This window comes from Cobetia marina (assembly GCF_001720485.1).
GTDB classification, from domain to species: Bacteria; Pseudomonadota; Gammaproteobacteria; order Pseudomonadales; family Halomonadaceae; genus Cobetia; species Cobetia marina.
Genome location: NZ_CP017114.1, coordinates 4,134,319 through 4,147,180, shown reverse-complemented (window position 1 = coordinate 4,147,180; position 12,862 = coordinate 4,134,319). Strand labels below are relative to the sequence as shown.

General features: G+C 61.9%; 9 protein-coding genes. 3 read left to right on the top strand and 6 right to left on the bottom strand.

Annotated elements, in window-relative coordinates; all coding sequences use genetic code 11:
* Positions 1-135 precede the first annotated feature (135 nt).
* The 6 genes from BFX80_RS17560 to rpmH form a co-directional block, all read right to left on the bottom strand.
* A complete protein-coding gene (locus BFX80_RS17560; protein ID WP_084209555.1) occupies positions 136-1,980 on the bottom strand; it encodes an ABC transporter ATP-binding protein in 1,845 nt (614 codons plus the stop codon).
* Positions 1,977-3,752 (bottom strand): ABC transporter ATP-binding protein, encoded by a 1,776-nt coding sequence (locus BFX80_RS17555; RefSeq protein WP_240499627.1) that lies wholly within the window; start codon positions 3,750-3,752, stop codon positions 1,977-1,979. The genes BFX80_RS17560 and BFX80_RS17555 overlap by 4 nt, the downstream gene beginning before the upstream one ends.
* A gap of 259 nt (positions 3,753-4,011) precedes the next feature.
* Entirely contained in the window at positions 4,012-5,430 is a 1,419-nt protein-coding gene (gene mnmE / locus BFX80_RS17550; RefSeq protein ID WP_084209553.1) for a tRNA uridine-5-carboxymethylaminomethyl(34) synthesis GTPase MnmE, read from the bottom strand.
* A 215-nt stretch (positions 5,431-5,645) separates the two neighbouring features.
* Complete coding sequence (gene yidC, locus BFX80_RS17545) at positions 5,646-7,310, bottom strand: membrane protein insertase YidC (protein ID WP_077379744.1); 1,665 nt, start codon at positions 7,308-7,310, stop codon at positions 5,646-5,648.
* A 118-nt stretch (positions 7,311-7,428) separates the two neighbouring features.
* Positions 7,429-7,818 (bottom strand): ribonuclease P protein component, encoded by a 390-nt coding sequence (gene rnpA / locus BFX80_RS17540; protein WP_077379742.1) that lies wholly within the window; start codon positions 7,816-7,818, stop codon positions 7,429-7,431.
* A gap of 11 nt (positions 7,819-7,829) precedes the next feature.
* Positions 7,830-7,964 carry a 50S ribosomal protein L34 gene (rpmH, locus tag BFX80_RS17535; protein ID WP_043331656.1) on the bottom strand — a complete coding sequence of 45 codons (135 nt, stop codon included), beginning with the start codon at positions 7,962-7,964 and terminating at the stop codon, positions 7,830-7,832.
* Positions 7,965-8,805: 841 nt separating this feature from the next.
* On the opposite strand from rpmH, the gene dnaA reads away from it, so the two are divergent.
* The 3 genes from dnaA (at position 8,806) to recF (ending at position 12,855) form a co-directional block, all read left to right on the top strand.
* Complete coding sequence (dnaA, locus tag BFX80_RS17525) at positions 8,806-10,293, top strand: chromosomal replication initiator protein DnaA (RefSeq protein ID WP_077379738.1); 1,488 nt, start codon at positions 8,806-8,808, stop codon at positions 10,291-10,293.
* Positions 10,294-10,441: 148 nt separating this feature from the next.
* A complete protein-coding gene (gene dnaN, locus BFX80_RS17520; RefSeq protein ID WP_084209551.1) occupies positions 10,442-11,545 on the top strand; it encodes a DNA polymerase III subunit beta in 1,104 nt (367 codons plus the stop codon).
* Positions 11,546-11,769: 224 nt separating this feature from the next.
* Complete coding sequence (gene recF, locus BFX80_RS17515) at positions 11,770-12,855, top strand: DNA replication/repair protein RecF (protein WP_084209550.1); 1,086 nt, start codon at positions 11,770-11,772, stop codon at positions 12,853-12,855.
* Positions 12,856-12,862 lie beyond the last annotated feature (7 nt).

The following is a 12,862-nucleotide window of genomic DNA, read 5'->3' as shown; positions in this document are numbered from 1 at the left end:
GGTCGGCGTGAGAGCTGAAGGCGGAAGCCTGCCACTCAGGCTTCGCAGAATAGACGCCCCCACAGGCTTCGCCTGTGGGGGCGTCTTGCGTGATCCAGTTCATGTTCACATGAATGATCAAGGCGACGCCTCGCGTCAGTGGGGAATATCTTCCTGCCACAGGCGCTGGTAGAGGCCGGGCGTCGTCATCAATTCTTCGTGTGACCCCAGCTGCGTGACGCGCCCCTGTTCCAGCACCAGCAATCGATCTGCGTCCCGCACCGTGGCCAGACGATGTGCCACCACGATCAGGGTCACCTCGCCGCGCAACTCCTGCAGCGCCTGCTGCAGCAGCGCCTCGGTATGGCTGTCGATGCTGGCGGTGGCCTCATCCAGCAGCAGGACGTGTGGGGTGGCCACCAGAGCACGGCCGAGCGCCAGCAACTGCCGCTCCCCGGTGGAAAGGCTCAGGCCTCGCTCGCCCAGCAGCGTGTCGAGGCCCTCCGGCAGTCCGCGGATCAGCGGCGTCAGGTGTGCCTTGTCCAGCACCATGTCCAGCCGTGAATCGCTGATCTCGCGCCCCAGCAGCAGGTTGTCGCGCAATGTCGTGGCACGGATGAAGGGCTCCTGGGGAACGATGGCGATGGCCGCTGCGCGTTGGTGTGCTGACCACTCTCCCAGTGGCCGTCCATCCAGCCGGAGTTGCTCGCGGTGAGCCGGGCGCTGACCACTGAGCAGGTCGAGCAGGGTGGACTTGCCACTGCCGGTCGGGCCGACGACCCCCAGAAATTCACCACTTTCGATCGTGAGCGTGATGCCATCCAGCGCAGGGGCTTCTGCTCCCTGGTGCCAGTGGGTCAGATGCTCGAGCTGATAGTGACCACTCGCCAACGTCGTGATGGCATCTGTCTCGCTCGCTCGTGCTGACGCCGGCGTGGAGGAGGGGGCAGCCTTTGCCCCGGACTCCGTCATCGTCCCCGGCGCTTCCCCTTCCCGTGGAGTCTCCAGCACTTCTTCCAGACGTCCGGCGGCTACCAGCGCTGACTGGAAGACCTGCAGGCGTTGGGTAATCTCGATCAGCGGTTCGCTGATGCGCCCCAGCCAGGCGATGAAGGCATACAGCACGCCCAGCTCAGCGCCTCCGCCCAGTTCACGCAGCCCGAAGACCGCGACCAGTGTCAGCGTGATCAGCATGGCCATCAGGTCGATGGCGGAACGCAGCAACAGGCCCGAGACGCGTACCGTGCGCATGCGCGCTGAATATTGCGCGAGATTGAGGCGATGATAGCGCTCGCCGAAGCGCGTCGTCTGGTGGCTGGCCTGCAGGACACTCATCCCGCCGATCGCCTCGGCGATACGTGCATTCTGAAAGGCGCGCAGTCGGCGTACTTCACTGGCAGCACGACCGGAGAAACGCTGATAGAGCCAGATCAATCCGACGGAAAGCGGAATCAGTGCCATCGCGATGAGCGCGAGGGTGCCATCCATCAACGCCATGGCGGACAGTATGCCAATCAGCAGCACCACGTTGCCGACCAGCGTGGCCAGCACTCCGACATACAGCTCCTTCAGGGACTCGGTATCGTTGGTCACGCGTGCCACCAGTTCACCGGCCGCCAGAGTATCCAATGTCGTCAGTGGCTGATGGAGCAGGTGAGTGAAGACTCGCTCACGCAGATCGCGCACGCTGGCGAGCGCCAGGCGTGCGAAGCGCAGTTGCTGCAGATAGCGCCCGGCGGCTGCCCCACCCTGGGTGATCAGGTACAGACCCATCAGCCCTGCCAGCGCCTCGGGGGCCAGATTGCCGGGAATCAGGTGCTCATCCAGGTAACGCTGTGTCAGCCACGGGCCGAGGACGTCCAGCGCCGTGGCAACGATCAGGATCGACAGCGCGCGCAGGACATCCCCCAGGCGCTGCCTCAGCGGTTGCCACAGCAGTATCAGGCGACGACGGCTGAGCAAGCGTGATGCCACGGGAGCCTCGGATTGCGTGTGACTCATGAGCGCACTCCCTGCGGTGCATCGCTGTCCCGGTCTGCCTGCTGGGCCTGCCAGAGTCGCCAGTAGGCGCCACGCGCCTCGAGCAGCGTCTGGTGATTGCCCTGTTCGAGAATGCGCCCGTCCTCGAGGACCAGAATGCGCTGACAGCGCTGGACGGCTGACAGACGATGACTATTGATGATCAGCGTGCGCCGTCGTCCCTGGCGCTCAGAGTGTTGCAGACGTGCCAGCGTGGTCAGCAGGGTGCGCTCGGTGACCTGATCCACGGCGGACAGGGTGTCATCCAGCAGCAGGATGGGAGCCTCGGTGAGCAGACTGCGCGCCAGTGCCAAGCGTTGACGCTGACCGCCGGAGAGCGTGATGCCACGCTCGCCGATCATGGTATCGAGCCCGGCGGGAAGACGCGCGAGATCATTGTCGAAGGCGGCGGCGCTCAACGCCTGGTGTATCCGCGCATGGCTGGCCTCGGGACACGCGAGGGCGACATTGTCGGCCACCGAGAGCGCAAACAGGAAGGGATCCTGCGGGACGAGCGAGAACTGGCCACGCCATGCGCGAAGTGTGTACTCACTTGCGGGGTGACCTCCCAGTGTCAGCGTTCCCTGGTCGTCTGACAGCGGCCAGCTGCGAGACAGCAGGCGCAGCAGCGTGGACTTGCCGCTGCCGGTCGCACCGACGATTCCCAGGCTTTCCCCTGCCGCCACCTCAAGCGAGATCGGTCCAAGAGCACGCTGCTGGCTTCCAGGGTAGAGGAATTCCTTGATCTCAAGGCGGAGTGAGTGGTCGCTCACCTCATCCCGTGTGCCGGTATCCTGCAGCGCTTCCGGGGCCGCATGGAAGATGGCCAGGCGACGAGCGGCCGCCGCACCACGCTGCAGGATGTTCAGGCACCAGCCGAGCGCGAACATCGGCCAGATCAACTGGGCGAGATAGAGCGAGAAGCTGGTCAGTTGTCCAAGCGTGATGGCCTCCTGGAGATAGCGCCAGCTGCCGATGCCCAGCGTCAACAAGGTGGCCATCGAGAGCGAGAGAAACACCACGGGGCTGAAGGCGGCCTCGAGTGTCTGGACGCGATAATCCACGCGTTCGGCGGCCGCGGCGCGTTTCGAGAAGGCGCGGGCTTCGTCATCGAGCAGCGCATGACTCCTGAGCATGCGAATGCCGGCGAAGGCTTCCTGGGTCTGGTCGTTGAGGTCCGAGAAGCGTTCCAGCGATTCGCGAAAACGCAGTCCGATACGTCGGGAGATTCGGGCAAAGGCCCAGGCCATGAAGGGGAACGGCAGCAAGGCAAGCAATGTCAGCGGCACATCGATCGCGAACAGCATGATGCCCAGCACCAGTACGAAGGTCATGGCGCCATCGACGCTGGACAGCACACCTTCTGCGGCGGCCATCTCCACGGCATCGATGTCCTGACTGGCGTGCGCCATCAGGTCTCCGGTGCGATGACGCTGATAGAAGCCGGGGTCCAGGCGTGTCAGCTTGGCGTGAAAGGCATCACGCTGCTCCGTCCCCAGCCGATAGGCGGTCCCGAACAGCGCCACGCGCCAGGCATAGCGCAGGGCGTAGAGCGCGAGGCCCGCTGCCACCAGCCACCACAGGCGGGTCAGCAGGGCATCATGATCCAGACTGCCATCACGCAGGGCATCGATGGTGGCGCCGATGGCCCACGGCAGCAGCAGATTCAGCCCCGCGACCCCGATCAGGAACGCGATGGCCAGCAGGTAGCGGGGCCAGTGGCGGGTGAAGAAATCGAGCAGCAGATGTCGCAATGGGGCCTCGGGAAGAGGCCCTGTGCTCAGCTCGGCGGCGGGGTTCGGCGGGAGTGAGGTGCTGGAGTCACGGGACTCGCGATGGGAATCCTGCGGCCTGTTCGATGTTGCGCGTCCCGCCATGTCGACTCCCTGTCTGCCCCTGCCCATCTTCGCCACTCGGAGATGTTCGGCAGAGGCAGTATAACGAGAGTCTGTCCGCCAGACGCAAGCGCTGGCGGCGGGAGGCTTTCGGGAGGAGAAGGTCAGTCCGGCGGGATCACTTGCCGATGCAGAAGCTGCCGAAGATTTCCCCGAGCAGATCATCGGCCGAGAATTCACCGGTGATCTCGGACAGCGCCATCTGGGCAGCACGCAGGTCTTCGGCCAGCAGCTCCCCCGCCGCGGCGCCAAGCAGCTGGGCCTCACCGTTGTCGAGAGACTCGCCGGCACGCTCCAGCGCATCCAGGTGACGGCGGCGGGCGCTGAAGCGACCTTCGGCCGTGCCGGTGAAGCCCATGATGTCCTTGAGGTGATCACGCAAGGCATCCAGGCCCTGATTGTCGCGCGCCGAGATGCGCACCACGCTGGCCTGATGACGTGCCTGCTCGGCATCGCCATCCTCGATGGCAGTGACGTTGGTCAACCCGGGCGTCTCGCCGCTGGTGTCGATCTTGTTGCGGACCAGCGTCAGGCGTGACGGATCCGGCAGGCGTGCGACGAATTCCGGCCAGATCTCCATCGGGTCGGTGGCTGGCGTGGTCGCGGCATCGACCAGCAACAGGACGCGATCCGCCTTCTCGATCTCGTCCCAGGCGCGCTGCACGCCGATGCGCTCGACGGCATCCGGGGTGTCTCGCAGGCCGGCGGTATCGATGACATGCAGTGGCATGCCATCGAGGTGGATGTGCTCACGCAGCACGTCGCGCGTGGTGCCTTCGATGTCGGTGACGATGGCGGTGTCCTGCTCGGTCAGCGCATTGAGCAGGCTCGACTTGCCGGCATTGGGGCGGCCGGCGATCACCACCGTCATGCCCTCGCGCATCAGGGCACCTTGGTTGGCGGCGGCGCGCACGCCCATCAGCTCGGCCTTGACCTCATTGAGACGCGCCGCGACATGCCCGTCGGCCAGGAAGTCGATTTCCTCTTCCGGGAAATCGATGGCGGCCTCGACGTAGATGCGCAGCTCGATCAGGCGCTGTACCAGCGCACTGACACGCGTCGAGAACTCGCCCTTGAGCGAACGCAGCGCATTCTCGGCCGCCGCGCGTGAGCTGGCATCGATCAGGTCGGCGATGGCTTCGGCCTGGGCGAGATCCAGCTTGTCGTTCAGGAAGGCACGCTCACTGAACTCACCGGGGCGTGCCAGGCGTGCGCCCAGCTGCACGCAGCGCTCCAGCAGCAGATCCATGATCACCGGGCCACCATGCCCCTGCAGTTCCAGCACATCCTCGCCGGTGAAGGAATTCGGGCCCTTGAAGTAGAGCGCGATGCCTTCGTCGAGGGCGATGGGGTTGCCCTGGGTGTCCAGTCCCATGAACGGGCCATAGTGGGCATGACGCGGCGGGGGGCACTGGCCCAGCATGGCCTGGGCGATGGCCTGGCAGGCCGGCCCGGAGACACGGATGATGCCGACGCCACCACGGCCGGGCGGAGTGGCCAGTGCCGCGATGGAGTCAGGCTGGTAGGCGGTAGACATGCAGAAACCTCGGGCACGAAGCCGGAATGAAGGTGTAGGGGATGGGCGCTATTGTCGCGGCTGACGCCCCGCGACAGCAAGCGAGGGTGTGTCCGGAAGCATCAGCTGGTAGCAGGGCGGTCACGATCGCTCGAGAAAACAGAGGCCTGAAACGCCACGACCCCCGCCAGAGGCGAGGGTCGTGGGTGAGTCATGTCAGGCGAACCTGAAAGGCATCATGCGCCTTTCTTGGTCGGCTCGGCATTCTCGATCTGACGGGTGATGACGTACTGCTGAGCGATCGACAGCGTGTTGTTGACGATCCAGTACAGCACCAGACCTGCCGGGAACCACAGGAAGAAGAAGGTGAAGACGATGGGCAGCATCTTCATGATCTTCGCCTGGGTGGGGTCCGGAGGCGTCGGGTTCAGCAGCTGCTGGATGAACATCGTGAGACCCATGACGATGGGCAGGATGAACAGCGGATCCTTCACGGAAAGATCCTGAATCCACAGCATGAACGGTGCGTGACGCAGTTCGACGGACTCCATCAGCATCCAGTAAAGGGCGATGAAGACCGGCATCTGGATCACGATCGGCAGACAGCCGCCCAGCGGATTGATCTTCTCCGTCTGGTAGAACTTCATCATCTCCTGGGAGACCTTCTGGCGGTCGCTGCCGTACTTCTCCTTGATGCGCTGCATCTCGGGGCCCATCTTGCGCATCTTGGCCATCGAGCGGTATGCGGTCGCGGACAGCGGGAACAGCACGACCTTCACCAGCACGGTCAGCAGGATGATGGAGGCACCCCAGTTGCCGACCAGCGCGTGGATGTGCTCCAGCAGCCAGAACAGCGGATTGGCCAGGAACCACAGCCAACCGAAGTCGACCACCAGTTCCAGATAGGGCGCGGTCGCTTCCAGCTGGTCCTGATCCTTCGGTCCGACGTACAGGGTGGCACCGAGCTCAGCCTGCTGACCGGCCGCGACCTGAGTGGTCGGGCTGGCGAAGGCCGCCACGTTGCGGTTCTGCTTGTCGACGCTGGTGTAGTACAGATTCTTCTGATTGTCAGCCGGCACCCAAGCAGACACGAAGTAGTGCTGGATCATGGAGACCCAGCCACCCTGGATGTCGACATTCTTGAAGCTGCCGTCCTGGATATCTTCGAAATCCACCTTCTGGTAGTGGTTCTCTTCTGACGAGAAGGCCGCACCCAGATAGGACTTCATGCCCATGCCGCCACCGGTGGACGGGTCGGCACTGTTGTCGCGAGCCAGCTGACCGATGAAGCGTGCACCGACCGGCTGCTGGGACTGGTTGTCCAGCAGATAGTCAACCTTGAGCTGGTAGCTGTCCTTGCTGACGGTGAAGCGCTTGATGATCGCGACGCCGTTGACGTCGGCCTTCAGATCCACCTGCAGGCTATCGTCATTCTCGCCCATGAGGTAGCTGTTGCTATCGGCGGAGAAGGCGATACGTCCCTTGTGACCATCCAGCTGCAGGCCGGACTTGGCCACGTAGCTGCGTGACTGATTGTCAGACAGCAGGACGAAGGGAGCTTCAGAGGTGTTGTTCTGCTTGTGCTCGAGCAGGGCGGCATAGACGACGTCGCCACCCTGCGGGTCGATACGCAGGTCCAGCACATCGCTCTTGACTTCGATCAGGCTGTTGCTCGGAGTACTGGTCGCACTGTCCGGCGTTGCAAGACCGGTATCGCCGCTGGAAGCATTGCTGCTGCTCGGAGCCTCAAGGCCCTGGGCAGTGGCGTTGGCAGCCTGAGAGGCCACCTGGGGAGCCTGTGTCTCTGCAGCGGGCTGGTCGTAATCCTTGTTCCACTGGACGACCAGCAGATAGGCGACAACCGCAAGCGGAATCACGAGGAGTAATCGTTTGACATCCATTGTGTATACCCGGTGGAGGGTGAATCAATCTGGCGGGAGTCAGATGAGTCCGGGTACGAACGGTGGGGCGCATAACGAAAAAAACGCCACATGCCGGACGCACCGGAGAGGTGTCGCGTCAGGCAGGTGGCGTTGACTTGGCCGCTTTCAGACGTCTGGCATCCTTCTCCAGACGAGCCCACATGCCGTCAAGCTGGCGATGCAGTGTCTCGTTGTCCAGCTCGTTCACACCTCGCTTGGCCAATACGACGATGTCGACGGCCGGAAGGCGATGCTGGCGGAGGCGAATGGATTCGCGTGTCAGACGTTTGAGGCGGTTGCGATCTACGGCACGGCGCACGTTCTTCTTGCTGAACACCAACCCCAGGCGGGCATGTCCCAGGTCGTTCGGACACGCCAGAGCCAGAAGCCCCTTGCCGTGTACCTTGAGGGTGGTGTGATCGAAGACGTGCCGGTAATCCCCGGCAGTCAGCAAGCGAAGCTGCCGGGGAAATCCCTGACGGGACATCCGGGCCTCGATCAGGCGCTCAGACGCTTACGGCCTTTCGCACGACGACGCTGGATGACCTCACGGCCACCTTTGGTCGCCATACGAGCACGGAAACCGTGTGTGCGCTTGCGCTTCAGGACGCTCGGCTGAAATGTGCGTTTCATAGCTGCTTCTTCCCACGTGGTTGTTTGGAAAAGGTCAACGAATGTTGCCCTGTATCCACATGAGGACAGGGCAGATTGGTCAGGGGCAGGGATTCTAGTGAATCTGCAAGTCGCTTGCAATGTCGCGTGAGAAGTTGTCCACAGCCGTTTCCCGACATTTCACTGCTGATTCGTGCCACGCCGCCCGTCAGCTGGCGTTTCTCACGGCTATCGAGCCAGCCACGGAGCACGTGTGCAGGGCCAAAAAAATCCTTGTCGAGAAAGGAGAGGAGAAACTGCGCCTCATGCTGACCGAGGGGAAGACTTGCGAAAGGGGGGGGCGGCGACTCGTGCATCGGGTCCCGCTCTTTCGGGGGATAGCCCCTGCCTCCCGAGCTGTCTTGCCCGACCAGCGAATGACAGATTCGCGGCAGGAAAGCACCGGTGGATAACCTTGCCTGTGCGTGCGTCGCCACCTCCTCGAGAGGGAAAGCGCATTCCCGAGCAAGGCCCTCGCTATCATTGCTACAGAAAGGTAGTTCTAAATATACAGTAACTATAAAGGAGGGAAGATTCTGTGGATAACCTGTTTTTGTCGAAGAAGTTCAATCTACTGCCCTCAGGATATCCCTGATGATAAAGGGTGAAGAACCTGAGTTCAGCCTGTGCATGACACTGTGCATAAGTATCGCCTTATCCCCAGCGGTCCAGATGGCCTCCATCACTCCCCAGAATGTCCAGATGGCAGAAGAATCTTGATACCCAGGTTGTCCACAGTGGATTTCCCTGCCGATGTCGTGTGGATAACTCGTGGCTTGGCCTATACAATGGCCGCCCCTTTGATCACTGGATGTGAGGTCGCGTGTCGCTCGCACTTTGGCAACAATGTCTTGACGCCCTGCAAGACGAGCTGAATTCACAGCAGTTCAACACCTGGGTTCGTCCCTTGCAGGCTGAGGAAGGTGACGGCGGAGAGCTGTGCCTGCTCGCCCCCAATCGCTTCGTACGCGACTGGGTCAATGACAAGTACCTCAAGCGGATTCATGAGCTTTTGCGTGAGCTTGCTCCGGGCAAACCGCCCAAGGTCGAGCTCAGCGTGGGAAGCCGCCGCACGGTCTCCAATCCGCGGCCAGAGGGGGCATCGACTTCATCGGTGTCCGCTCAGGCCCCTGCGCCCGGCCAGATGCCGAGCCCGCGTGCGCCGTCAGTGCATACGCCCCCGCGTGGCAATTACGCAGAAGAGCGTGAGATGGCGGGTGACGGTGCGCAGGAGGCGGCACCGCGTCGCAATGCGCGGCAGGTGCAGGTAGAAGGCAGCCTCAAGCATTCCAGTGGCTTGAATCCGAATTTCACCTTCGAAACCTTCGTCGAAGGCAAGTCCAACCAGCTGGCACGTGCCGCCTCCCGTCAGGTCTCTGAGAACCCGGGTGGCGCCTACAACCCGCTGTTCCTCTATGGTGGCGTCGGTCTGGGCAAGACCCACCTGATGCATGCGGTGGGCAACCATCTGGCCAAGCAGGGTGGCGAGAATGCCAAGGTGGTCTATCTGCACTCCGAGCGCTTCGTGGCTGACATGGTCAAGGCGCTGCAGCTCAATGCCATCAATGACTTCAAGCGTTTCTACCGCTCGGTGGATGCGCTGCTGATCGATGACATCCAGTTCTTTGCCGGCAAGGAGCGTTCTCAGGAAGAGTTCTTCCATACCTTCAATGCCTTGCTGGAAGGGGGACAGCAGATGATCCTGACCTCGGATCGCTATCCGAAGGAGATCAATGGTGTCGAAGAGCGCCTGAAGTCCCGCTTCGGTTGGGGGCTGACAGTGGCCATCGAGCCGCCGGAGCTTGAGACTCGTGTCGCGATCCTGATGAAGAAGGCGGACCAGGCGAAGGTCGACCTGCCTCATGATGCGGCCTTCTTCATTGCCCAGAAGATCCGTTCCAACGTGCGTGAGCTCGAGGGTGCCCTGAAAAAGGTCATCGCGGACTCCCATTTCATGGGACGTGCGATCAACCAGGACTTCATCCGTGAATCCCTGAAGGATCTGCTGGCATTGCAGGACAAGCAGGTGGGTGTGGACAATATCCAGCGCACCGTGGCCGAGTATTACAAGATCAAGATTTCCGATCTGCATTCCAAGCGTCGCTCGCGCTCGGTGGCACGTCCGCGTCAGGTCGCCATGGCACTTGCCAAGGAGCTGACCAATCACAGCTTGCCGGAAATCGGCGATGCCTTCGGTGGACGCGACCACACGACAGTGCTGCATGCCTGCCGCAAGGTGGCCTCACTGCGCGAAGAGAACGCCGACATTCGCGAAGACTACAAGAATCTGCTGCGTCTTCTGACCAGCTGATTCAGTTGCCACGCAGCGCCGAGAGGGTGAGGTCAACCTGTCCGGCGCTTAGTGCACCGGGCCCTGTCGTGCGACGGCCCGGAATATTTGATGAGTGTGTGCTGGTCACCGGCAAGCACTTCTCCCGTTTCCAGAGAGTGGAGTCTCCATGAAATTTGCCATTTCGCGTGAAGCCCTGCTGCGCCCGCTGTCCCTGGTGGCGGGTGTGGTCGAGCGTCGTCAAACCCTGCCGGTGCTGTCCAACGTGTTGCTGGAGGTGTCTGATCAGCAACTGTCATTGACGGGGACCGACCTGGAGGTCGAGCTGATCGGGCGTGTCGAGCCCAGCCGTGTCGATGAGCCGGGTTCCGCGACGGTACCAGCGCGCAAGTTGATGGATATCTGCAAGTCGCTGCCGGAAGGCAGCGAGATCATCCTGGCGCTCGAGGAAGGCCGTGCCATCCTGCGCAGTGGTCGTTCACGCTTCACGCTCTCGACGCTGCCGGTCGCGGAATTCCCCAACATCGATGATGGTCAGGGTGATATCACCATCAGCCTGCCGCGCGGCACGCTCAAGCATCTGATCGATGCCACTTCCTTTGCCATGGCGCAGCAGGATGTCCGTTATTATCTCAACGGCATGCTGCTGGAACTGACCAGCAATCTGGTGCGCACCGTGGCCACTGATGGACACCGCCTGGCGGTATGTGAGCAGGCCGCTGACATCAGTGTTGCCGAGTCCCAGAAGCTGATCATTCCCCGCAAGGGCATTCTGGAACTGACGCGTCTGCTGGACGGCAGCAATGAGCTGCTGACGCTCACCGTCAGCGGGACTCACGTCCGGGCGCAGACCGGCGACTTCACCTTCACTTCCAAGCTGGTGGACGGCAAGTTCCCGGATTACGAGCGTGTCGTGCCGCGTGGCGGTGACAAGGTCATCGTGGCGGAGCGTGCCGAGCTGCGGCAGGTACTGTCACGTACCGCGATTCTTTCCAACGAGAAGTATCGTGGTGTCCGCCTGTACCTGGAGGCCGGCAATCTGCGCGTGCTGGCCAACAACCCGGAGCAGGAAGAAGCCGAAGAGAACATCGCACTGGATTATCAAGGCGGTGGTCTGGAGATCGGCTTCAATGTCGGCTATCTGATCGACGTTCTGGGCGTGCTGGATTCGGATCGTGTCCAGTTGACGCTTTCCGATGCCAACAGCTCTGCGCTGCTGGAAGAGCCGGGCGGCGGTGATGCGCGTTACGTAGTCATGCCGATGCGTCTGTAATAGTGTAAAGTCGTTAAAAATCATGTGCTTGATTCGTAATTATCGCAAAGTCTTCGCGAGTTTCTTCAACACATGACCGACGACACCCGCCATCCTCTCCCGTGAGGTGGCGGGTGTCGTCACATTCAGGGCCAAGAGATGATGGCACGGCAAGCATCGTGTCGATCACAGGCTGAACGTGCATATCGTCTTCGTTTTCTTCATTTGTCCTGACTGAGGTCGCCATGGCGCTTGAACGTCTGCAATTCCAGAACCTGCGTAACCTTGCGCCTGTCGATATCGCGCCGGGTCCGAGGGTCAACCTGGTGAGCGGCGCCAACGGCAGCGGGAAATCGAGCCTGCTGGAAGGTGTGCATGTGCTGGGACTGGCACGTTCCTTCCGCACCCACAAGCTGAAGCATGCCATCGCGCACGATATGCCCGGCATGACGCTGTTCGGTCGGTTGGCAGGGGATCCCCCTCGCCCGCTGGGAGTGCGCCGTGAGCAGGCTGCAGATGGCCTCGAGATGCGACTGGATGGAGAGAAGGTCGAGCGTGTGGCGCAGCTGGCGCAGGCGCTTCCCTTGCAGCTGATCAATCCGGATGCATTCCGGCTGCTGGAAGGCTCGCCATCGGCACGCCGCGAGTTTCTCGATTGGGGCGTGTTTCACGTGAAACATGATTTCTTCGATGTCTGGCAGCGGGTTCGCCGTGCGCTCAAACATCGGAACGCGCTACTCAGACATGGTAAGATGGACGTTCAGGCATTGAACGTCTGGGATCGTGAGTTTGCTCATTGGAGTGAGCGTCTCGATGCCCTGCGCATGGAATATATGCAAGCGCTGGCCCCCCTGTTTCAGGCAACTCTCGCTGAGCTGATCGAGCTGCCGGATCTCAGTCTGCGTTATCAACGTGGCTGGGATGCGAAGCGCTCTCTAGGAGAGGTGCTGGCAGCAGGGCGTGACAGCGATAGCCACATGGGGTTTACCCAGACCGGACCGCAGCGCGCTGATCTACGCATTCGTCTCGGGCGCCGCCCTGCGGTAGAGGTGCTGTCCCGTGGCCAGCAGAAATTGGTCGTCAGCGCACTCAAGCTGGCTCAAGGGCGGTTGCTTGAGGAAATGAACGGACGTACCTGTGTTTATCTGATCGACGACCTGCCGGCAGAACTGGATGGCGAACATCGCCGACTCTTCTGCCAGTTGCTGGCCAGCCTCGAGTGTCAGGTCTTCGTGACCTGTGTCGAACCCGAAGCATTGGATCGGGTCTGGCTGCCGGGCACGGATGTCAGAATGTTTCACGTGGAACACGGGCGACTGCACACGGAATGACTTCACG

Coding starts and splice junctions, on each gene's coding strand:
- BFX80_RS17560 (WP_084209555.1), bottom strand. CDS start 1,980: ATGAGTCACACGCAATCCGAGGCTCCCGTGGCATCACGCTTGCTCAGC.
- mnmE (WP_084209553.1), bottom strand. CDS start 5,430: ATGTCTACCGCCTACCAGCCTGACTCCATCGCGGCACTGGCCACTCCG.
- yidC (WP_077379744.1), bottom strand. CDS start 7,310: ATGGATGTCAAACGATTACTCCTCGTGATTCCGCTTGCGGTTGTCGCC.
- rnpA (WP_077379742.1), bottom strand. CDS start 7,818: ATGTCCCGTCAGGGATTTCCCCGGCAGCTTCGCTTGCTGACTGCCGGG.
- rpmH (WP_043331656.1), bottom strand. CDS start 7,964: ATGAAACGCACATTTCAGCCGAGCGTCCTGAAGCGCAAGCGCACACAC.
- dnaN (WP_084209551.1), top strand. CDS start 10,442: ATGAAATTTGCCATTTCGCGTGAAGCCCTGCTGCGCCCGCTGTCCCTG.
- recF (WP_084209550.1), top strand. CDS start 11,770: ATGGCGCTTGAACGTCTGCAATTCCAGAACCTGCGTAACCTTGCGCCT.